This window comes from Streptomyces sp. NPDC088762 (assembly GCF_044750905.1).
GTDB lineage: Bacteria > Actinomycetota > Actinomycetes > Streptomycetales > Streptomycetaceae > Streptomyces.
Genome location: NZ_JBIVKT010000003.1, coordinates 184,190 through 205,976 on the forward strand (window position 1 = coordinate 184,190; position 21,787 = coordinate 205,976).

Below are 21,787 nucleotides of genomic sequence, written 5' to 3' on the forward strand. Positions count from 1 at the left end.
GGCAGCCTTGTCGTTGTGCGTGACGGTGGAGTGCGGCTGTCGGCGGCCGGTGACTGGTCCACTCATTGCGGGCCCCGATCTCTGCGCCGCCGATAGAAGCCGCCCCTCGCACGGCGGTACGTAGTGGATTACTCGGTTCGGGAAGCGCCCACCGGATGCGGCACGCTACGTCCTCGGTGCCACTGCCGCGCGCCGCCCTGCCGTCGAGATCGCGTGCCGGCTGCGGCCCGGCGCCCACACCCTGACCGCACGCCGGTGTCGGACGGTACTCGTCTCCGTAAAGACACCGGGCGTGCGCTGTCAGCGTGCTGTGCATGCACCGCATGCCTACGACGCCATGATCCGCCGGACAGAACCTGGTCGTGTTGGGCGAGCTTGATCGAGGAGGCAAGCACGATCCCGGCCAGGGCGGGTTGAGCACCAGAGCTAGGAACACGCCCAGGGGGCAGGCCGCCGTGGACGGCGCCGGCGAGAGACCCCGCGGCCCGGGTCGCAGTGAAGCGGAGGTTCGCGACGAGGACGGCGAAGCCGCCGTCCCGGCTGTAGGGGGCGGACGCAACCAGTGACGTCGGCAGTGACGCACCCCGACGACCGCCGCCATGGACCGTAACGGCGATTCAGAACCCCCGTTGAACGCGTTCAATACGATCTGGCACCATGTACCGGAGAACCTGACCGGCAGCGGGAAGACGTACCGCCTACCCGTGCGGCAGGTTGTGGTGGCTGGGAGAGGACTCGCGTCATGATCTTGCCCTACTGGATATTCCTGGGCCTGGTTGCGGCATGCACCCCGGGCGCGCTGCTGGGCTTCGTCGTCATCGCGGACAGCCACGGGCTGCCACGCTGGGCACGGATCACGTTGCTGCTGGCGCTGGGAGCGGCCTGGGCGTCAGCGTGGATGCTGTTGTTCCACAATCCGCACCTGGAACAGGCATTCATGGCTCTGTCATTCGCCTCCACGGCCATCTCGGGATTCACCACCCTGGGAGCCCAGGACCGCAAGAGGCGCACAAGCGGACGCCCCATCACACGTTTTGAGACGCATCATCCGAACCAAGCGTGAGCCCTTCGGATTCAGGCAACGCCCACAGTCGTTGTCCGCTCCGTACAACACCGCCGGGTCACTCCTCATTGAGCCAGCCGCATACGTAGTACTGCTGGTCCGCGTCCCGCTCGATGATCCATTGGTTGAGGACGTCGCCGGCGAGTTGCCCGGTCTCGGGGTCCCGGCGGGTGATCTTCGCTTCCACGCTGAGCGCGTCCATGTTCGCGGGGATCTCGTAGGGCTGGAGTTCCCAGCGGTCCACGAAGTAGCCGTTGAGGGCGAACCCGAGCAGACCCGCGCGTAGCCGGGGGCAGGTGCCTCGACGCAGGGAGGTCATGTCCTGGTCGGCCAGGCCGTTCATGTAGAGCGCGAAGACGCGTTCGATGGCTTGGCGGTCGAGAGGGGTGCGGGTGGGCTTGGGGGTGGGGCTGGGGGTCGAGCTGGGGGTCGGACTGGCAGTGGTCGGGGTGGACTTGGTGGGTGGGGCAGGGGACGGCGACGGGGAGGGGGCGTGGTCGGTGGACGCCGTGGAGGCGCTCGCGCGGGTGCGGCCCGTGTCGTCGTCGTGGGCTCCGGACTCCGGTAGCCACCAGGGCATCGCGATCAGGGCGGCCGCGACGGCCGCCGCCAGGCCGCCCAGCAGGTACCTCCGCTGCCGGGCAGGACGGGCGGGGCCCGGCGTCGACGGGGTCGGCCGTCCCGTGCCGGGGCCGGGGCCGGGGCCCGGCGTCGCACCCAGCCGCAGCGTGGACGCGGATGTCGGCGTGGCGTCCGGCCGGGAGGGCTCCGCTTCGCCCGCCAGGCCGGCGAGCCGGTCGTACGCCTCCTCGGCGGTGAGGCGCTGCGCCGGGTCCTTGCGGAGGAGGCCCGTCAGTACCGGGGCGAGTTCCCCGGCGCGGACGGCGGTGGCGGGTTCCTCGGTGGCGACGGCGACGAAGACGGCCCAGGAACCGGAGCCACTGAACGGAGGGTGTCCCTCCACGGCGGTGAACAGCGTGGCGCCCAGGGACCACAGGTCGGATTCGGCGGTCGCCTGGAGACCGCGCACCTGCTCGGGAGACATGTAGACCGGGGTCCCCATGAGCGCCCCCGACCGGGTCAGAGCGGGATCGCCCTCCACGGCGGCGATCCCGAAGTCGGTCAGCACCACCCGGTTACCTTCGAGCAGCACGTTGGCGGGCTTGATGTCCCGGTGGGTAACGCCCGTGGCGTGCACGGCGCGCAGCGCGTCGAGGACCTGCCGGCCGATCATGGCCACGCGGGCGGGCGGAAGCGGGCCGTCCTCCTTGATCAGGTCGTCCAGGGAGCGGCCGCGGACGAGTTCCATCACGATCCACGGGCGGCCGTTGTCGTCGGCTATCCGGTCGTGGACGGTGATGACCCCGGGATGTTTCAGCCTGGCGGCCGCGCGCGCCTCGCGGTCCAGGCGGCCGATCCAGGCCCCTTGCTGGGAGGCGTCGAGGTCGTCGGGGAGCCGGAGTTCCTTGAGGGCGACCTCCCGGTCGAGTTGCTCGTCGTGGGCACGCCAGACGGTCCCCATGCCGCCCTGGCCGAGCAGTTCGGCCAGCCGGTACCGGCCGGCCAGCAGTCGTCCGAGATCGTGAGTCACGACCGCGAACCTAACCCAGCACGCCCGGTCGTGAGAACGCCCCCCCGCTCATCTGCGGGGCAGGGCGGCCCGGTTCGGCTTCGGGCCGAGCCGGCCTCCACCACCCGCGCGGTGACCGGCGGCTACTGGCCGACGCCACGCCCGTTCAATCGGAAGGCCCGGTGGCCGGTCCGGCCGCCCTCGCGGTCTCGACGTCCGGGTGGAGGGGGAAGACCTGGTCGAGGCCGACGATGCGCAGGGTGCGGAGCGTGTTGTCAGGTACGCCGGCCAGACCGATGCCTGCTCCTGCGGCCGTAGCGAGGTTGCGGGCGACGATGAGGGCGGTGATGCCGCTGGAGTCGCAGAACCGGATGCGGGAGAGGTCCATGACGAGCCGTTGGCCCGCTCGCAGGCTCAGGGTCTCCAGGGCCTGTCGCAGGCGGGGGGCCTGGTCGTAGTCGAGGTCGCCCGCGAGTTCCAGTACGGGACCGGTCGTGGTGTCTCTGATGGTGACCGTCAGGGCGTTCATGTCAGATCGTGCTCTCGCGAAACGGGAACGGGAACGGGAACGGGAACGGGAACGGAACGGGGCACGCCGAGGGCGAGCAGGGCGGTGTCGTCGTCGAGACCTTCGCCGAAGCCGTCCAGGAGCCCGGTGAGGGCGGTGATCAGCTCTTGCGGCCCGCAGTGGGTGCGGTCGGCGGCGAAGGCGCGCAGGGCGTCTTCCCCGTAGAGCGCGCGCTCCGCTCCGATACGGGCTTCGGTGAGGCCGTCGGTGTAGAGGAGGAGGGTGTCGCCGGGGCCGAGCGTGGTCTCGGCGGAGGTGAAATGGGGGTGGGGCAGGATGCCGATGAGCAGACCGCCGGGTGTGGGAAGGTAGTCGGCCCCTCCCCCGGCACGCAGGACCAGAGCGGAGGGATGGCCGCCGGACGCGAGGCGCACGGCTGTCGTACCGGTGGCGACGTCGGGCTCCATCACCCCGAAGATCGCGGTGCAGTAGCGCGGGTCACCCCCGGTGAACCGCTCGTGGAGCACGGTGTTCAGGGTGGTCAGTGCGGCCGCCGGATCGGGATCGTGGAGGGCCGCGGCGCGCAGGGTGTAGCGGGTCAGGGAGGTCACCGCCGCGGCCTGGGGGCCTTTGCCGCAGACGTCTCCCAGGAAGAACCCCCAGCGTTTGCCGTCCAGGGGGAAAAGGTCGTAGAAGTCTCCGCCGAGCCGGTCGACGGAGGCCGTGTGGTAGTACGAGGCCGCCTCCATGCCCGGCACGGGAGGAAGGGTGGCGGGCAGCAGGCTCTGCTGCAGTACCGCGAGGGCCTCCCGTAGCCGTTCCCGGTCGGCTTCGGCCTGGCGGCGTGCCTCTTCCGCCGCTTCGCGCTCGCGGAGCAGTTCGTTCTCGTAGGCGCGGCGCTGTCGGGCGTCGAAGACGGTGGTGCGGATCAGCATCGGCTCGCCGTCGGTGCTCGTCTTCACCGTGGCGGAGATGAGGACGGGAAGCCGTCTGCCGTCGTGCGCCCTGAGCTCCAGCGCGATCTCGCTGATCTTCCCCTGCATGCGCAGCAGCGGCGCGAAATGCGTTTCGTGGTACAGCTTGCCGCCGACGGTCAGCAGGTCGGTGAAGCGCTTGCGGCCGACGACCGCCTCGCGCGTGAGGCCGAGCCATTCCAGGAGCGTGTCGTTGATTTTGGCGATGGTGCCGTCCATCAGGGTGGACAGGTAGCCGCAGGGCGCCGACTCGTAGAGTTCCTCGGCCGTGTCCTCCAGCAGGGTGGAGAACGCGGCGTTCGTAGCCTCCTTCTCGCCCTCCGGCCGCTCCGGGTCCCGGGCTGTGCGGCACATCACCGCAGGTTCCGGACGAAAGCCCCGATGGCCGACGCGGTGGCCTCGGGGGCGCTCAGCTGAGGGCAGTGGCCCGTTGCGTCAAGGGTGATCAGGCGGCTTCCGGGGATCGCGGCGTGGACGTACGCGCCCACCTCGCGCGGTGCGATCACGTCCTCCGTGCACTCCAGCACCAGCGTCGGTACGTCAACCGACTTGAGGTCGGCGCGGCTGTCGGAGAGGAAGGTGGTGCGGGCGAAGACGCGGGCCTTGGCCGGGTCGGTGGCGCAGAAGCTGTTGGTCAGCTCCTCCCCCAGTTCCGGCCGCTCCGGATTGCCCATGATCACGGGCGCCATGGCGGCCGACCAGCCGAGGTAGTTGGACTCGAGCGACTGCAGCAACTCGTCGATGTCCTCGGCGCTGAAGCCGCCGCGATAGGTGTCGTCGTCGATGTAGCACGGAGAAGGGCCGACCATGACCAGGGAAGACAGCCGCTCAGGGGCGGCGGCTGTCGCGAGGACGCCCACCATCGCGCTGACGGAATGCCCGACGAAGGCCGCGTCCCGCAGGTCCAGCGCCTCGCAGACCTCGATCACGTCGCGGGCGTAGCCGTCCAGCGAAGCGTACCGTTCGTCGTCCCAAGCAGAGGGATCGGAGCCGCCCGAACCGACGTAGTCGAACAGCACCAGCTGGAACTCCTCGGCCAGAGCGGGCACGACGAGGCGCCACATGTTCTGATCGCAGCCGAACCCGTGCGCCAGCATGATCACCGGCCTGCCGGGTGATCCGACGATCTTTACGTTGTTCCTGCGGAGGATGTCCATCCGGCCATCCTGCCATCCTGATCTCCCGCCCCCGCCGCCCGCCGGGAGGAAGTGCTGTCACCCTGCTGCGCCGTGACCCCGTGCCGGGCCAGGTGCCGCGAACGCCTCGGGGGGCCGCCTCCACACCCAACGGAACGCAAGCTGCCTGCCGCCGCTCAAACCCGCGACGGCAGGCTGCCTTGTGCACGTCCGGCCCTGATTGCTGCTCCGTCCGTGAGCCGGGACCGAGTGGTCAGACGCTGCCGCGCCAGGCGCCGGTCTCGGCGCCGCGGTCCTCGATGAAGTGCTTGAACCGCTTCAGGTCGCCCTTGACCTGCCGGTCGACGAAGCCGAGCTTGTCACCGATGCTCTCCGCCATCCCCTCGGGATCGAAGTCCATCATCAATGTCACCTCGGTATGCGCCGGGTCGATCGGCCGGAACGTGACCAGCCCGGACTGCTCCGTCTGACCGCCCACCGTCACCCACGCGACCTTGTGGTCGGGAACCTGCTCGGTGATCTCCGCGTCGAACTCCCGTTCCACGCCGCCGACCTTCGTCACCCAGTGCGTGAGCGTGTCCGTCCGCTGCTCGATCCGTTCCACGCCCTCCATGAACTGCGGGAAGGACTCGAACTGCGTCCACTGGTTGTACGCCGTCGTCACCGGCACATCAACCTCGATCGACTCCTTGACCTGCGACATCGCCAAAGCTCCTTCCGGGTTCACGTCACCGCCGGCAGCCGCCGACGGCCAGGGCATCCCTGCCCCGCCGCCTCGTCTGCCCCCCGCCCCGCCCGCCGACACCACCCGCGCGGGGACCGATCGCTGGCGTGTCCGCGGCAACCGGCCCACCGAGCCGTTCCCGGCCAAGCGCGGCGGCCGGGCCCGCCCGACGTTGTCAGTGCCGGCCGGCAGTATTCCCGAGCACGCCATCTGGAGGAGAACCATGGGCACCTGGGACGTCGGCCCCTTCGACAACGACACGGCCGCCGACTTCTGCGGCGACCTTGACGAGGCCGCCGAGGCCGACCGGCCCCAGCTCGTGCGGGGCGCGCTCCTGCGCGTCCTCGACGCCGACGACCCCCTCGACCAGCGCCTGGCCGTCGAAGCGGTGGCCGCGGCAGCGCTCGTCGCCGCACAATGTCCCGGAGGCCGCCCCGTCACCAGTGCGTACGGTCCGGACCTGTTCGTTCCGACGCTGCCGGGCGACCTGCGGGACATGGCCGTCCGCGCCTTGCACCGGGTCGAAGCCGAGCCCTCTGAGCTCCGCGAACTCTGGGCTGAGACCGACCAGTACCTCTCCTGGCTCCACAGCCTGCACCTCCTACGGGGGGTGCTCACCTTCCCCGCGCCGCAGCCGGTGGCCGGCTCCTGGGCGAGGATCGACGCCTGGATGCAGCGGCGCGCCCCCGCGTCGTACGCGCTCCTCGCGCCGCCGGCCGAACCCGCCGAAGTGGAAGCCGCGCAGAAGGCAATGGGGCTGCGCTTCCCCACCGACCTGCTTGAGTCGCTGGCCTGCCACAACGGGATCACCGAGTGGGCCAACCTGATACCCGGGCAGCCGCCCATGTCCGTCGCCGAGATCCTCGATCACTGGAAGATGTGCGTGGAGATCGCCGGTGACGACCCCGACCTGACCGAAGCAGATGAGGACGGCGAACCCTGGTGGCACCCGAAGTGGGTCCCCTGGGCGCAGAGCGACGGCGACTCCCAGGTCATCGACATGCGCGAAGGACCCCACCACGGCCGTCTGGGAAGCGCGGCGCACGACGACGTCGGCTCCTTCGACGACGGCTGGCCCTCCCTGGCCGTATACCTGACCGCCGTGGCCGACGCACTCGACCACGGCGGAGAAGTCGACGGAAGCACTCCCTACCTCACCCCGGAGGGAGAGCTTTGGTGGGCCTCCCCTAACCAGACCGAGCTGAACGGCGCCCCTCTCACCCCCGCTCCGCGCACGGACGAAACCGCCGCGCTGCCCTGATCCCCGTACGGGGTCCGCGAGGGTGCTCGTCGGGTTGCCCGCGTCGGTGCGAGGGAGGTGGTCCTACGAGTCCCCGGACGCCCGGAGCTTCGCGGATTTCGCGGACTTCGGGGACTTCGGGGACTTCGCGGACTTCGCCGTACGGCACTTCAGCCCGGTCGGTCCGGCCGGAGGGGGATCCGTTCCGCTGAGCCGCCTCGCACCACGCCCGTGACAGGCCCCCGACCAGCGGTACGAACCCCTCGGCAGCCGTTCGAGCGGTTCCGCCGTCCGGCCCTTGCGCGATGCGGCACGTGCGTGAAGAAACGATCACCTCCCACCACCGGGGCATCGGCTCTGCTGGGCTGGGCTGGCTCAGCCGTACAGGACCGAGCAATCCCCATGCCGGAGGAACCATGGCGCCCCAACAGCACGACGACCGCCCTCCGGGCCTAGCGGGCAATGCCGCCGGCGCAGCAGTTCGCAAAGCCGGAAGCGACGTCGCCAGTCCGCAGGAGTCGAGGGGGAAAGTACAACCCGAGCCGACAGCTTCGAAGACGCCGGCCGCGGCAACGAGTCGAACGTCCGAACCCCGTGCCCGCCACGTCCCTGCCCGGGGAGTTCCGTGGCCGGTGCCCGATTCGGCTCCGCCGCTCCGTCCCCTCCGTGGTCCGCGTGGCCTGCCGCTGCTGGGGAACCTTCTCGCCTTCGGACGTGATCCGCTGGCCTTTCTCACCCGCCTGCGCGATGAGTTCGGCGACGCTGTGACCTGGTCGCTCGGTCCTCGCAGCAGTCTGTTCGTCTTCCACCCCCGGCACATCGCCGAGTTGCTGGCCGCGCGGGAGGGCGCGTACGAACTCCTGGAGATCGGCTGGGCCTTCCGGCAGATCGTCGGGCGGAGCGTCATCCTCAGCAGAGGCGGTGACTGGCGGCGCAAGCGCGCCCTGGTTCAGCCCGTCGTCCGGCCCCGCCAGGTCCGCTCTTACGCCCCGGCCATGGTCCGCTGCGCCGCGGCGGCGGCCGACGGGTGGCGAGACGGTGAGCGGATCGATGTCCGTGCGGAGATGGCCCTCATCACCCAACGGATCGTGCTGCGCTCGCTGTTCGGCAACGACCTCGGGCCCCGGGCCCGGACGCTGGGCAGTGCGATGGATGCGGCGGAACAGGCCGTGGCGGCGGAACTGCGCGGGATCGGCCTGTTCCTGCCCGGCTGGGTGCGCACGCCGTCCCGGCGCCGACTGCTGGCGGCCCTGGGCGTCATCGACACCGAGATCTACCGGCTCATCGAAGAACGGCGTGGCCGGGAGCAGGCGGCGGGGCAGGACGGGGACCTGCTCAGCCGGCTGATGGCGGCGCGGGACGAGGCAGGCAGGCCCCTGTCCCCCTCCGAAGTGCGCGACGAAGCCGTCACCCTGTGGGCCGCCGGGCATGAAACCACCTCCACGGCCCTGACCTGGTCCTTGTACCTGCTCTCCGGCGCGCCGGAGGCCCGAGCGCGGCTGGAAGCAGAGGTCGAGGAGATCCTGGGGGACCGGGACGCCACCGTGGACGACTACGAGCGTCTGGTCTGGACACGGCAGATCGTCAAGGAGGCCCTGCGCCTGTACCCGCCGGTGTGGCTCATTCCGGCCGTGGCCCGGGAAGGTGCCGCGCTGGGCGGCCGGCGGGTGCGGCCCGGCACCATCGTGTGGTGCAGCCCGTGGGCCACCCACCGAGACCCCCGATGGTTCCCCGATCCCGACCGGTTCCGTCCCGAACGCTGGTCCCCCCACGCCCGCCGGGCCGTGCCCGACCACGCCTGGTTTCCCTTCGGCAGCGGCCCCCGGGCCTGCCTGGGCGCCCGATTCGCCCAGGTGGAGGCCGCCTTGGTGCTCGCCACTCTCGCCCAGCGCTGCCGTCTGGACCTTCCGGCCCACGAAGCGGTCCCGCGGGCGGGACTGCTCGTGCAGCCGGCCGCACCGCTGCGCGCGACGGTCCGCAAACGGCAGTGACAGGGGCGGCGCCTCGGTGCTCGTGCCCGAAGTCGGCCAGTTCGCCCCGGCCGCGCGGGTCGGATTCCAGGTGTTCTTCGCCGAGCGCGAGCCCGACATGATGGCGATCGATGGCCGGCTGCTGGCGGACGCGGAGACGGGTCCGGGCGCCGACGCGATGGTGATCGATGTGACGGTCATGGACGGCGACTGGCGTCAGGAAGTCCGCACCGAGGTCATCGAGCGCGTCCTGGCCGCGATGGCCGACGCCTGCGCTGTGGCGGAGCCGTCACCGGCCTGGTGGGTGACCTTCCGCGTGATCGACGAAGGCCTGGGGCTCACGCGGCACCGTTCTGTCCGCGCTCTCCCTCCTCGACAGCGGGCGTGTTCACCGAGTAGAAGGCCGAGGCCGTTCGCACCGCGCTCGGCGCCTGAAAGGCGTCCGGCCGTCGCCCCAGCGCTCACCTTGGTTCTAGTGGTCAGCGCAACACCTCGGATGAAGGGGTGCGATGCACTTCGAGATCCTGGAGGCCGAGCGGGAAGAGGCTGGTCCGGGAACGGGCCGCACACTCCCATCTCATGGGGCAGGGCTACAGCACGCGGGGCAGATCGCCGCGGAGCTGGGCCACAGCCCCTCCACATGAGCCGTGACATCCGCCAGAACCGGCGACCCATGCCAGTGTCGCTGGGCCTACCAGCCGTTCCACGCCCACCGCCGGGGCGAAAGATGCCGAGCCCGGCCCAAGCCCGGCAAGATCGGCCAGAACCCCGCGCTGCGGGACTTCGCACAAGACCGCCCCACGAAGCGGTGGGGCCCCGAACAATCTGCCAGGCTCTGCGGGCACGCTTCCCCGACCGGCCGGAGATGCACGTGACCCACGAGACGATCCACCCAACCCTCTAAGAATATGGTCATGATCAGCGACCGGCCGGCCGAGGCCGCGGACCGCGCCGTCCCCGGGCACTGGGAAGGCGACCCCATCATCGGCAAGGACGGGCAGCCCGCCATCGGCAAGCTCGTCGAGCGGTCCACCCGATATGCGATGCTCGTGCACCTGCCGCACGGGCACAGTGCCACCGCGACCCGCGACGCCCTCACCGCGACTGTCCGGAGCCTTCCAGCGCACCTGTGGCGGTCTCTGACCTGGGACCAAGGTTCGGAGATGGCCGCTCACCCGGGCGTTCACCGTTGCCACCAACGTCCCGGTCTACTTCTGCAACCCGGCCAGCCCATGGCAGCGCGGTTCGATCGAGAACACGAACGGTCTGCTGCGGCAGCACTTCCCCAAGGGCACTGACCTGTCGGCCCACCCTCGTGAGCACCTCGACGCGGTCGCGGCCGAGCCGAACAGCCGGCCCCGCAAGACGCTCGCCGGGGCGACCCCCGCCGCACGTCTGCACGAGCTGACAGCTCTGCTGAGCTGATCTCGGTGGCTACTTGGGATCGTCACTGTCCCAGGGATAGACAAAGTGCCGGGGCCGGACGCCCCAGGCGCTGAGCACGATGACCAGCTCGGACTCGTCGGTGGCGTCAGCAGATTGGATGAGGACTGCGCCAATGTCGTAGTCGAATCCATCGATGCGCTCGCGCTCGTACTCCCAGTGCTCCAACCGGAAGCTGCGTTTGACATCGCTGCGAACCCATCCCTCGTCACGCGCCTGGGCGTCAGGCTCGCTCTGCGTGGGTCGGATGTCTACGAATGCGCGGCGATCCGGCCGTGATGCCGGGACCTCCGCAACCAGCCTCCTGCCGAGGCGGAGCGCAGTCAGTTTGTCCGCCGACCAGTCAAATCCGTCATTCATGAGGCCTCATTCTGGTCCTGCGTCTTCGTACGCGACCTCACACCGGCCCCGCGCTGACCTGTCCGTCGCCGGCTGCGGTACGTGGCCTTGCGGTGGGTGATGAACACCGGCCCCGAACAGTTCCCTTCAGAAGGCGGGCAGGAGACGGGCGGTTCCGGCGTCCCGATAGACACAACGTCCGGCGCCAGCCAGTGCGGCCCCTGTCGGGGGCGAGGTCGACGGCTTCGACAATACGTCGGCTGCGTGCGGCTGCGTCGCGCTTCCGCCTCCCGTCCGTCGCCAAGCCTGACCTGGACCTGGCGGAGTGGGATTCGTCGTCGGTCTGATCATCACCCGTATCCAGACAACCGTGCCGTACTAGTGGGTGTCGAAGCGGTCCTGGGAGGCAAGGACGGTGTCGGCGTAGCGGGCTGCCCACGTGCCCATCGCCCAGATGGGGACCAGCAGGCCTGCGCCTGCCTCGGTGAGGAGGTAGTCGACGCGCGGCGGCGCCTCGGCGTAACGGCGGCGCTCCACCAGGCCGTTGTACTCCAGCCGTCGCAGCGCGTCGTTGAGGACCTTGGGGCTGATGCCGCCGATCCGGTCCAGCAGGGCGCGCGGGCGCCTCGGGCCCCCCTCGCCGAGGATGAAGACGACCACGCTGTCCCATCGGTTGGCCAGCACCTCGAAGGCGACCCGGGCCCGGCAGTCCGCCGCGAACCCGTCCCCCGCCAGCTCCTCAAGCTCTCCCATGCGCCCATCCTGCCCTGCTGATGCACACCGAGCGGTATGCATCGACCCGCCTAGCGTCCCTGACATCACATCCCACGACGCAGCAGCAAAAGGGAGCAGCATCATGCGCATCGGCATTCTCGGTACCGGCTCGATGGCCACGACCCTGGGCGGAGCCTGGGTACGGGCCGGACACCAGGTCCTGGTGGGTGGGCGGAACGAGGCGGCCGCCGCCGCGACGGCGGCCCGGATCGGAGCGGCTGGGCACGGCGGCCTGACGGAGGCGGCTGCCTACGGAGAGGCCGTCTTGATGGCCGTACCTGCGGACAGTGCCCCGCAGTTGGCGCAGGAGCTCGCCCCTGCTCTGGCCGGGCGGACGGTCCTCGACTGCACGGTGCCCATGGCCACCCGCCCGGACGGGCCGCCCTCGCTGACCACCGCCGGCGGCACGGACTCCGTCGCCGTACGCATCGCGGCCGCCGCCCCGGACGCCAAGGTCGCCAAGGTCTTCGGCATCTGCCACGAGAGCATCTGGACCCTGCCGCGGCCCGTCTTCGAGGCCGCGCCCCTGGCTGTGCCATTCTGTGCCGACGCCCCTGCCGCGGTCGCCCTGACGTCGGAGCTGATCACCACGATGGGCTGCTCCCCGCTGCCCTGCGGCGGACTGTCCCGCGCGGCGCTGCTGGAGGCAGCCGCAGTCCTCGCCATCGGCGTGTGGTGGTCCGGCGGCGAAGCACGCCACGCCTTTCCCTCCCCCGCCCTTGCTCCCGGCGCGGTCGACGACGAGCCGTAGGAAATGGCGGGACGGAGCCGTACGACAGGTGGAGAGTCGTGCCCGCACTGCACGCTGGCCCGGCGGAGCCGCGGTCACGCGCCGACCCCCGCGGGCGCGGGCTGGGTGGCGGGGGCGGTGGTGGTGAGGACGGCGGCGAGGCGGTCCAGCGCGGCGGGCAGCACCCCGTAGTGGACCCAGGTACCGCGGCGTTCGCAGTCGACCTTCTCTGCACTAAATCGATGAGTGAGAGGCGACGACGTCTACTCGCTCTTCAGACGACGACTTGAACGGAATCTGGCTTGGGGAAGGGCATCATCTCCCAGCCTGAGGGCCAGCCTCGTTCACAGGGGTCTCCAGCTTCAGCCTCAAGTAGCCGAGGGATGCGCCACTTCCACCAATGTCCCTCATCGTCGCCTCGGCCGGGCCACTGGATCGTTGCCGCGCGGAACCGCCCATCGAGCTCATGGAGCCTTGGTTGCCAAACGGACTGGACGCGTGGGGGCAAGAGGGGCCAGATGCGCGCCAGCGCGCTCCGGCACCAGATGTCGTTGGCCAGCTCTGGCGCGCACCACGAATAGCCCTCTTCCACCCCTGCCACTTCGCCGGCCCAACGCGCGAGCAGCGAGTGGAACGTGCATGGCTGTCCCCCAGCCCAGCGATCGGCGCCGGCAGAGACCAGAGCAGCGTGTACAGCCTCCTGCTCCTCTGCTGTCAGGAGCACCCCGCTGACGGGTCCATGCGTTCGATCCATGCCTTGACTATCGCAGCGCAAGCAGCTCTTGCGCTGGCCTATTCAATCGCGGGTTTCTGATGAAGAACGGCAGGAGGGAGCCCTCGGAGTGAACGAACCACCGAGTTGGTGCAGTTAACAGACCAGGCCGGCCAGCCGCAGCAGCTTGAGGTGGTGGGAGATCGTCGGCTGCGACAGCTCGAACGCCGGGGTCAGCTCGCATACGCACGCTCTCCGCCGGAGCGGAGGCGATCAGCGACAGCAGGCCGGGGCGGAGTCGGAGGCGGACCGGGTCGCCCAGGGCTGTGAACACCTTGGCGAGGTCGGCGGCCTCGTCCTCGTCCAGGGTGCCGCGGCCGGCTGCCCGCAGCACCCCTCGGCGCCGCCGTCGTCCTCGCCAAGGATCACAGGCGCTTGTTTCGACATGCTTCTATGTTGACGCTCTTCGATCCAGGGTGCAAGCTGACATAGAAGAACATCAATACACCCCGCCCGGGGCTCCTCTGCCGTGGAGTGCGTCATGAGCGACCAGACGAGCGACATGCGCGAAACCGTCCGCCGGCGCTACGCCGCCGCCGCAACGGCCGTCACCGAGGGCGGGAGCGCCTGCTGCGGCCCCTCCCCCGTCGAGGTGGACGACAACTTCGGCTCCACCCTCTACACCGCCGACGACCGCGACACGCTGCCCCCCGAGGCCGTCGCGGCGTCGCTGGGCTGTGGCAACCCCACGGCGGTGGCCGACCTGAACGAGGGCGAGCGCGTCCTGGACCTCGGCTCAGGCGGCGGTATCGACGTACTGCTGTCCGCGCGCCGGGTCGGGCCGGCGGGAAAGGCGTACGGGCTGGACATGACCGAGGAGATGCTGGCCCTGGCCTTGGCCAACGCCGCCAAGGCGGGCGCGGGCAACGTGGAGTTCCTCAAGGGCACGATCGAGGCCATCCCGCTCCCGGCCGCGACGATCGACGTGGTGATCTCCAACTGCGTGATCAATTTGTCCACCGACAAGACGGCCGTCTTTGCCGAGACCTTCCGCGTCCTGCGGCCAGGTGGCCGGATCGGCGTCTCCGACGTCGTCGCGGACGACCAGCTCACCACCGAGGAGCGGGCCGAGCGCGGCGACTACGTCGGCTGCATCGCCGGAGCCCTGTCCTTCACGGAGTACCGCAGGGGCCTGGAAGCAGCCGGGTTCACGGACATCGAGATCACCCCGACCCACGCGGTCGGAGACGGCATGCACTCCGCCCTCGTCCGCGCCGTCAAGCCGCGCACCACGGCGGCCGCCGCCTCCCCTCCAGGCGGCACCTGCTGCGGGGTCAACGCCTGCTGTACCCCGGACGAGGAAGCGACCGACCCGGGCACTACGGCCGGCGAGGCGAAGGCCGCAGCCGGTTGCGGCTGCGCGGGCTGAACTCACGACTACACCCCCGCCGTGATCCACGGCCCGGCCGGTCGGCGCTGGCTCCGGCCACCAGGTCGGGGCGGACCGTGACCACGTTCAGGAGGTCGCGACTGCCCCACGACGTTGCAGCGGACCGCACACCGCACCCCCCCCTCGAAAGGGCGGCCAGGGCCGGCCTCGGCCAGGTGCCCTCGGGTGCGACGCCAGCGCAAGGGAGCAGCTCCGGCCGCCGGGCGAGTGACCGGCCACGGCCCGACGGGCGTGCACAACAGCCGGATGCCGATGGCGACGTGAAGATGCCGGTGCCCTCGCCCTTGCCCTTCCCACCGCTGGAGCCCGTCCGTGCTCGAACGCAAACCGCTCAAGGCCCGTACCCAGGTCACCTTCGTCCTTCCCGAGGACGACCCCGCCGGGCCGGTCAGCGTCGTCGGCGACTTCAATCACTGGAACCCGGCCGCCCACCCGCTGCAGTCCCGGGGAGACGGCACCCGTGCTGTCACCGTCACCCTGCCCTCCCACAGCGCCCACGCCTTCCGCTACCTCGCCTCGGGCGACTACTGGTTCAACGACGAGCACGCCGACAGCCACGACGGCACCAACAGCCGCCACCACACGTGACCACACCCCATACCCGGCGCGCCGGCAACTGATCACGTAGCGGCGGGTCACCTGCCGAATCCCGGCTGGGCCGTGACTCCAGCTGCGGCAACCCCGCGCGCCGGGCTCGATGAGGCTGAACATCCGTGCCCGGGGGTCCGTCGGACTTCCCCGGGAGGCAGGCACGGGCTCGGCAGCCGGGGCTGCATCGGCTCCACCTGCGGCCGCACACCATCCCGTCTCCTCACACTCAAGCGGCCCCTCAAGTCCGGGATGCCCCCCCCGCACGCGCTCCCGTCCGCCGGGCAGGGCACCCGACGGACGGGCTGGCTCCGCCTGTGACCAAGCGCGCCAGTCGGCCCGCCCCCCCCAGAGCTCGCTCCCAGGAAGAGGCGAGGAGGCGATCAGCCAGAGCTACGCCTCTGCCGCACCGGCAGGAGCCCACTCCGTTGGTGGGCCGACCGGATCGCTGCCCCGCCTGTCGTTCCTCCGGCAGCACGGTCCTGTACCCCCGCATACACGTTCGGTTAGGCTAACCTTGCCTGTTGGCGGGCTGTTTCGGGTTACGGTGCCGCAGGTGGCAACCCTCAGGACGGAACGGGCGGAGGCAGGGCGCAGGTGAGAGACGATGACCGGGCTTGTGCGCGTCGGGCGCCCGTGCGGGTGACGGCCGGCGCGAGTCCCGGCCCGGGTCTGGGGACGAGGCGTCGTGGATGAGATCGCGCTCACGGCCGGAGCCCTGTACGCCATCGTCCTGCTCCGTGCCGGAGGGACGTTCGCCGTCGGGTGGCTCGCCGGCGCCGGTGCCCGGCGCAGCAGGTTCGCCGAACGGATCTCCTCGGCGAAGTTCCGACGCGCCGAGCGGGCGATCCAGCGGTGGGGCGCGCCGGTGGTGGCCGTCTCCTTCCTGACCGTCGGTTTCCAGACGGCCGCCAACTTCCTCGCGGGCAGCATGCGCATGCCGCTGCCGCGCTACCTCCCCGCCCTGCTCCTGGGCGGAGCGGCCTGGGCGCTGATCTACGCGACCGCAGGGCTCGGCGTGCTCGAAGTGCTGGGAAGGCTCTTCGCCGAGCAGACGGCCCTCGGGGTGTCCGCTGTGGCCGTCCTCCTCCTCTCGGTGTGCGGGGTGGTTGTGTACCGCAGAAGAAGGACGGCCAGGTCCTCCGATGGCACCGTGGCCGAGGAGTCGTGAGCCCGTCCCGTGAGAGCGGGCGGAATGGACACGCGTCCGCCGCTTTCCTCGGATGGGTTCCGTGGAGCGAGGTCTGGCGCTCCCTGTACGTGCCAGGAGCAACCGGCCGCCGCACGCGAGATGCTCCTGCCGTGCGCCGTTGGTAACGATGAGGACCTTCGCGGTCGTAGGCACGCTCGGCAGGCAGTCACGGGACAGAGCCGGCTGCCATCGACTTACTGCTGAATCTGCTGGAAGCCCCCACGCGCAGGTGAAAACCTCCGCCCTGAGCTCCCCCGGCTTCCTTCAGCAACCCAGACGTAACCCTGCGGAAGATCCGTTTGCTCGCGAACGATGGCAACCCCCGCGTTCGAGCTTGGGTCGGGGTCTCCTTGGGCCACCTTCCCGCCCTATGAGCTCATAACAGGATCTTGGGTAGATGTGTCCTGGTAGGGCGCGGCTGGTGTGATGATCCGGCCGGTCTTGGTGTGTGAGCACTCGGCCGTGGATCGTGGACGACGACTTGTGGATGCCGATCGAGCCGCTGCTGCCGGCCTGGCCTGAGAAGTCGCCGGGACCACAGCCGGTGGATGACCGGCTGTGCCTGCAGGGCATCCTGTACGTGCTCCACAACGACAGAGCCTGCCAACTCCTGCCGCTCGAGCTGGGGGGTTCGGCTCCGGGCAAACCTGCTGGCGGCGCCTGGACCGCTGGCAGAAGGTTGGGATCTTCGACCGACTGCACCGCCTCCTGCTCGCCGAGCCGAATGCAGCCGGTGAACTCGACTGGACCCGCACGCGTGGACAACTCCCACGTTCGCGCGAAAGAGGGGAGCCGCGACCGGTCCGTCGCCGGTCGACCGGCGGAAACGGGCAGCAAGCACCACTCGATCTGTGACGGACGCGGCACTCCGCTGCACGTCATCCCCGGCGGCCGGACGCCCGGGCGCCCGCCCCCGCGCAGGCGCCCCCGAGTGCGTCCTGGACGACGAGGCGTACGACTCCCGGGCCGTACTACGAGAACTGCGGCGCCGCCGGATCATGCCGGTGAGCTCCCGCAAAGGCGCCCCGAACATCAAGGGGCTGGGAAAGCTGCGCTATGTCGCGGGGCCGCAGCCTCATCTGCTGGCGGCGCCTCAAGAGGGTCGCATCGTGATCCGTAGGTGAGATGATCCCCTCCTCAGGGGGCAGCCGAACAGGATCGGGGGGATGGGGTGAGTGCGACGGGGCGGCAAGGAGCCGAGGGGAAGCCAGTACGCGGGGAACGTATTGGTCCCTACGTGATCGAGCGCCGGCTCGGTGAGGGTGGCATGGGGACTGTGTATCTGGCCCGGTCTCGCGGGGGACGTGCAGTAGCGGTCAAGGTCGCGCGGGCCGAGCTGGCCACCGATGTTCACTTCCGTGCCCGGTTCCGTGCTGAGGTGGCCGCGGCGCGGGCTGTCGGCGGCTTCCACACGGCGCCAGTCGTCGACGCGAACCCGGATGCGGACCCTCCCTGGCTGGCCACCGCGTATGTGCCAGGACCGACACTCGCTGAACGCATTCAGTCTCAAGGCCTCATGAATGCAGAGGAGTTACGGGCGCTCGGTGCAGCACTCGCAGAGGCCCTGGCATCGATCCATGACTGCGGCCTGGTCCATCGCGATTTGAAACCCGGCAACATCATCATGGCTGCGGATGGGCCCCGTGTCCTCGACTTTGGGATCGCGCGGGCGGTGGAGTCCACGCGTCTGACGGCGACGGGCCACGCCATCGGAACGCCGGGGTTCCTTGCGCCCGAGCAGGCGATGGGCGCCGATGTCACGGGCGCGGCCGACGTGTTCGCGCTGGGCGCGGTCCTGGTGGCCGCAGCAGGCGGCAGCGCCTTCGGCGAAGGAACGCCGATGGGGCTGATGTACCGCTCCGTGCACGAGGCACCCGACGTGAGCACCGTCCCGCCCTTGCTCCGGGAATTGGTGGCGTCCTGCCTGGAGAAGAAGCCCGGTGATCGGCCAGATCTCTCGCAACTGCTAGACAGGTTCGCCGAGTTGGCGAAATCGGCAACGGCATACCGACTCGCGCCCCCACATCCGCCCATGCCCCCGTACGTGCCCACCGCGTCCGAGGCGGTGACGGATCGAGGCTCCGGAGAAGTGCCCGTCTCGAACGACGAGGCGTTCATCGCGGCGGACACGGATTCCAGCATCGTGGTCGATGCCGACGGGGTACTACTGACACTCCATGGGCGCGGGCTACCGTTGGACCAGATCGAGACCGATGAGGACCTCGACCTGGGAGGCGTGGAGACCCAGTTGCCCTGGTCAGAGATCGCCGATGTCACGCATGGCATCGTCCCCAGGTCCCGGCTGCATGTCACAGTCACGCTGCACAACGGCTCGACCTTCGAGGGCGAGGTGAACGCCCGCCGAAGCTCCCGCGTTCAGCAGTGGCATCACGACCTGAAAAAGGCGGTCATGCAGTACCTGATCCGCTGACGCCCTAGCCACCACGGCACGGCACGATCGCTCCGCGAGCTCTAAGGGCTGTCCCGCAATCGATCTTGCAGGGTGCTGGGTGTGCAGAACCGGCCAGTCGGCGGTCTGACTACCCGGCCGGATCTCTGTGAGCCGAGGCGTCAGAGCTTGATCTGCCCCGTCAGCCACCACTCAAGGTACTTCGCCAGGCTCGGTGCCACCCAGGTACGGCTGTCGTCCTCGTGGTTCCAGACGAAGACATCGGGCCGCCGCAGGCCGGGCAGGAGAGCGAACAGATCACCGTTCCCGGCGTCCGCGAAGAAGAGGAGCGGATCGAACGGCATGTAGAGCGTGGCGAGCTCAACGTCATCGCGAAGGGTCCGGTTCTCGGAAGCGATCCGTTCGACAGACCAGATGAGCCCGTCTCCATACTCACCCTCGATGCCGTCGCTCTCGCGGAGCAGCGAGACCAGGTCTGCGGGCAGCGACGCATGCCCGAGGGACGAGGCACAGCGGAGCAGCGCTGACTCTGACACCGGGGGCTGGAAGACCACGGGCCCGGGAAGCGCTTCGACAAGTTCTATCCACACGAATGATCCAACCTCCACGAGATGCGCCGGTGATCAAGCCGGCACGGCATTTCGTCGAGGTAGGTCTCCGCCGACCACTCGCCGGAACGCGTCCGATCACCGAGCGAAGAGTACGGCCCGCCCTTAGAGCCCGCATAACCCCGGAACCTCGGCCATGCTCGACCAGATGGCAAGCGACGCCGCCCGTGCGCTCCTGATAAGGGAGCTGAGCCCCGTCCGCGCAAGCCCGTCCGCAGCTAACGATCGCGGTGCCCGGCCTCCGGCCCAGACGGATGGTGTCGTCTGCCGCACGCCGGCAGGCCTGGAACTTGACGGGACACCTATCGCGGTGAGCCTGGACGACACAGGCCGAGCCCGTGTGCGGCTGGATGACGACTGGCCCCCTTCGTTGGCGCAGGACGCCATGCGACAGCTTATTGGAGGGCATGAAATCCACTCAGTCGCAAGCCTCCGGAAGGGATGAAGGCCTTCAGTTCGCAAATTCGCCAGAGGGCACAAAATCGTCCTGTCCGCAAATCCAGCAGAGGGCATATAGTCCCTTCAGCCGCAACAGTATTGACGAGAAATTCTAAGCTTGACGGCGTCGTGGAATTTCCTTATGGTCCAGTCGTTCAGCTCCCCCGCCGATCGACATCGAAGGTGTTCATGACCGCGCCTCCAACGTTGCCGAAGTTCAGGCAGCAGTTGATTCTTGCCGTTCTTATGTTGTGTTCGCTGCTGATTTGGCTGGACAATACTGTCCTGAGTACCACGCTGGAGAGCCTTGCAGACCCGGTCCGTGGACTGGGGGCCAATCCCGGTCAGCTGCAATGGGCGACCGGTTCGTACACCCTTGCCTTCGCCACATTGATGTTCACTGCAGGCGCCTTGGGCGATCGGTTCGGTCATCGGACCGTGTTTTCCAGTGGATTGGCGATCTTCGCCGGCTCCTCGCTCTGGGCGGCGTGCGCAAGCGATGCGGGCCAGCTGATTGCAGCTCGGGCTGCTATGGGCGTGGGCAGCGCGCTGATCACGCCCGCCAATTTGGCTATTCTCATGTGGACCTTTACCGGCCCCGCACGGGCGGCCGCGATCGGCATTTTCTCGACGTCGGCCGGTATCGGAATGGCCGCCGGCCCAGTGCTGGCAGGGTTCCTGCTCGATCATTTCTGGTGGGGCTCGGTCTTTCTGATCAATGTCCCGGTCGCAGCATTGGCGTTCGTCGGACTCGCGGTACTGGTTCCGAATTTTCGCAGCCCCACTCCGCGACCACTCGACCCCGCTGGAATGTTGCTGTCGATCGCTGGGCTCGTGGCTCTGGCCTACGGGTTGATCCGGGCGGGGCAAGTGACTTCGTGGAGTCGTCCCGACGTCTGGGCGCCGATCGTTGTCGGTCTGGTTCTGCTGGCTGCTTTCGTGCTCGTCGAACTGCGTGCCAAGATGCCCAGCTTTGATCCGCGGCTGCTCGCGCAACGCACGTTCGGTGGCGGAAATGCGGCGCTCGGATTGCTGCTCTTTTCTGTGGCCGCCATCACCTTTTACAACGCGTTCTATCTGCAGGGCGCGCTTGGATTTTCTCCGATGAAGGCGGGTTTGGCCAATATCCCGACCGCACTCGGCGCGTTCGCGGGGGCGCCCATTGCCTCGCGCCTGGTTCGCTGCCTGTCGGTTCGCCTTGTCGCCGTGCCGGCGCTCACCGTGGCTGCGCTGACCATGGGCGGGTACGGGTTCCTGGGACTCCACACCCCACTCGTCTGGATCGAGATCCTGTCGTTGGTCCAGGGTCTCTCGATCGGCATGGTGATCGGCCCCGTCACGGCCGCATTGATCAGCAACCTGCCGTTGGAACAGGCCGGTGCAGGCTCGGCCGTGACCAACACCGTGCGACAGACCGGCAGTGTGATCGGAATCGCGGTAGGCGGCACGATCATGTCGATCACGTACCGACGTGCGATCGAACCTTCGTTGGAGGGTGCACCCGGTCCCGTGCAGGATCAGGCGCGAATTTCCGCCGAACAGGCACGCCACGTCGCCACCGCTATCCACCGGCCCACTCTTGCTCAGGCTGCGGACAATGCGTTCATCCATGCCATGCACGTCGGCGCGGGCTGGATCGCGGGCATCGCCCTCCTCGGAGCAGCTGTGCTGCTGATTACCTTGCCTGTTGTCGCGAAGAAGAAGGGTGCGATACAGGAGCCGGACTACGAAGAGGCCCCCAGTCCCGTCTGAGTGTGCGGGGGCAGAACCCAGGGGACGCTGGTTCCACGTACCGTGCCCCGGCTCACGAACGTGCCGGGTCCGCTCTGCTCACCCAGACCAACCAGAGTGCCCGCGCGGCGACGCACAGGTGGACGAGACCCAACCGAACAGCTCCAAGGCCGCCTCCCTCGCCATC

17 protein-coding genes and 3 pseudogenes are annotated in these 21,787 nt (G+C 69.3%); 11 read left to right on the forward strand and 9 right to left on the reverse strand.

What is annotated here, in order from left to right; translation table 11 throughout:
- Positions 1 to 742: 742 nt before the first annotated feature.
- Complete coding sequence (locus ACIP5M_RS09185) at positions 743 to 1,063, forward strand: hypothetical protein (protein ID WP_401193971.1); 321 nt, start codon at positions 743 to 745, stop codon at positions 1,061 to 1,063.
- 58 nt (positions 1,064 to 1,121) lie between these two features.
- On the opposite strand, the gene ACIP5M_RS09190 is transcribed toward ACIP5M_RS09185, so the two are convergent.
- From ACIP5M_RS09190 to ACIP5M_RS09210, 5 genes are all read right to left on the reverse strand, one after another.
- Positions 1,122 to 2,654, reverse strand: coding sequence for a serine/threonine-protein kinase (locus ACIP5M_RS09190; RefSeq protein ID WP_401193973.1), 1,533 nt, complete (start codon positions 2,652 to 2,654; stop codon positions 1,122 to 1,124).
- A 145-nt stretch (positions 2,655 to 2,799) separates the two neighbouring features.
- Entirely contained in the window at positions 2,800 to 3,162 is a 363-nt protein-coding gene (locus tag ACIP5M_RS09195) for an STAS domain-containing protein (protein ID WP_401193975.1), read from the reverse strand.
- Complete coding sequence (locus tag ACIP5M_RS09200; RefSeq protein ID WP_401193978.1) at positions 3,159 to 4,469, reverse strand: PP2C family protein-serine/threonine phosphatase; 1,311 nt, start codon at positions 4,467 to 4,469, stop codon at positions 3,159 to 3,161. Before ACIP5M_RS09200 ends, ACIP5M_RS09195 begins: the two co-directional genes overlap by 4 nt.
- Positions 4,469 to 5,272 carry an alpha/beta fold hydrolase gene (locus ACIP5M_RS09205; protein WP_401193981.1) on the reverse strand — a complete coding sequence of 268 codons (804 nt, stop codon included), beginning with the start codon at positions 5,270 to 5,272 and terminating at the stop codon, positions 4,469 to 4,471. Before ACIP5M_RS09205 ends, ACIP5M_RS09200 begins: the two co-directional genes overlap by 1 nt.
- Before the next feature lie 232 nt (positions 5,273 to 5,504).
- Entirely contained in the window at positions 5,505 to 5,954 is a 450-nt protein-coding gene (locus tag ACIP5M_RS09210) for an SRPBCC family protein (RefSeq protein WP_401193984.1), read from the reverse strand.
- 244 nt (positions 5,955 to 6,198) lie between these two features.
- On the opposite strand from ACIP5M_RS09210, the pseudogene ACIP5M_RS09215 reads away from it, so the two are divergent.
- The 4 genes and pseudogenes from ACIP5M_RS09215 to ACIP5M_RS09230 all read left to right on the forward strand — a co-directional run.
- A pseudogene (locus ACIP5M_RS09215) lies at positions 6,199 to 6,612 on the forward strand (DUF4259 domain-containing protein); the annotation flags it as partial.
- Positions 6,613 to 6,645: 33 nt separating this feature from the next.
- A complete protein-coding gene (locus ACIP5M_RS09220) occupies positions 6,646 to 7,236 on the forward strand; it encodes an SMI1/KNR4 family protein (protein WP_401195058.1) in 591 nt (196 codons plus the stop codon).
- A gap of 611 nt (positions 7,237 to 7,847) precedes the next feature.
- Positions 7,848 to 9,206, forward strand: a complete 1,359-nt coding sequence (locus tag ACIP5M_RS09225) for a cytochrome P450 (protein WP_401193986.1) — start codon at positions 7,848 to 7,850, stop codon at positions 9,204 to 9,206.
- A 587-nt stretch (positions 9,207 to 9,793) separates the two neighbouring features.
- Positions 9,794 to 10,610: pseudogene (locus ACIP5M_RS09230) on the forward strand (IS30 family transposase); the annotation flags it as partial.
- 9 nt (positions 10,611 to 10,619) lie between these two features.
- On the opposite strand, the gene ACIP5M_RS09235 reads toward ACIP5M_RS09230, so the two are convergent.
- Positions 10,620 to 10,988 carry a hypothetical protein gene (locus tag ACIP5M_RS09235; RefSeq protein ID WP_401193988.1) on the reverse strand — a complete coding sequence of 123 codons (369 nt, stop codon included), beginning with the start codon at positions 10,986 to 10,988 and terminating at the stop codon, positions 10,620 to 10,622.
- A gap of 357 nt (positions 10,989 to 11,345) precedes the next feature.
- Complete coding sequence (locus tag ACIP5M_RS09240; RefSeq protein WP_401193990.1) at positions 11,346 to 11,720, reverse strand: winged helix-turn-helix transcriptional regulator; 375 nt, start codon at positions 11,718 to 11,720, stop codon at positions 11,346 to 11,348.
- A 103-nt stretch (positions 11,721 to 11,823) separates the two neighbouring features.
- On the opposite strand from ACIP5M_RS09240, the gene ACIP5M_RS09245 reads away from it, so the two are divergent.
- Positions 11,824 to 12,492 (forward strand): NADPH-dependent F420 reductase, encoded by a 669-nt coding sequence (locus ACIP5M_RS09245; protein WP_401193993.1) that lies wholly within the window; start codon positions 11,824 to 11,826, stop codon positions 12,490 to 12,492.
- 853 nt (positions 12,493 to 13,345) lie between these two features.
- On the opposite strand, the pseudogene ACIP5M_RS09250 reads toward ACIP5M_RS09245, so the two are convergent.
- Positions 13,346 to 13,630, reverse strand: a pseudogene (locus ACIP5M_RS09250) (ArsR/SmtB family transcription factor); the annotation flags it as partial.
- A gap of 94 nt (positions 13,631 to 13,724) precedes the next feature.
- Between ACIP5M_RS09250 and arsM the strand changes: the two are divergent.
- The 4 genes from arsM (at position 13,725) to ACIP5M_RS09270 (ending at position 18,844) form a co-directional block, all read left to right on the forward strand.
- A complete protein-coding gene (gene arsM, locus ACIP5M_RS09255) occupies positions 13,725 to 14,612 on the forward strand; it encodes an arsenite methyltransferase (RefSeq protein WP_401193996.1) in 888 nt (295 codons plus the stop codon).
- Positions 14,613 to 14,945: 333 nt separating this feature from the next.
- Complete coding sequence (locus tag ACIP5M_RS09260; RefSeq protein WP_401193998.1) at positions 14,946 to 15,221, forward strand: isoamylase early set domain-containing protein; 276 nt, start codon at positions 14,946 to 14,948, stop codon at positions 15,219 to 15,221.
- A 688-nt stretch (positions 15,222 to 15,909) separates the two neighbouring features.
- Entirely contained in the window at positions 15,910 to 16,392 is a 483-nt protein-coding gene (locus ACIP5M_RS09265) for a DedA family protein (protein WP_401194001.1), read from the forward strand.
- 1,288 nt (positions 16,393 to 17,680) lie between these two features.
- Positions 17,681 to 18,844 (forward strand): serine/threonine-protein kinase, encoded by a 1,164-nt coding sequence (locus ACIP5M_RS09270; protein WP_401195060.1) that lies wholly within the window; start codon positions 17,681 to 17,683, stop codon positions 18,842 to 18,844.
- Between the two features lie 140 nt (positions 18,845 to 18,984).
- Here ACIP5M_RS09270 and ACIP5M_RS09275 read toward each other — a convergent pair whose 3' ends face one another.
- A complete protein-coding gene (locus tag ACIP5M_RS09275) occupies positions 18,985 to 19,359 on the reverse strand; it encodes an SMI1/KNR4 family protein (protein ID WP_401194004.1) in 375 nt (124 codons plus the stop codon).
- A 699-nt stretch (positions 19,360 to 20,058) separates the two neighbouring features.
- Here ACIP5M_RS09275 and ACIP5M_RS09280 point away from each other — a divergent pair.
- Positions 20,059 to 21,621, forward strand: coding sequence for an MFS transporter (locus ACIP5M_RS09280; RefSeq protein WP_401194006.1), 1,563 nt, complete (start codon positions 20,059 to 20,061; stop codon positions 21,619 to 21,621).
- The last annotated feature ends 166 nt before the right edge of the window (positions 21,622 to 21,787 follow it).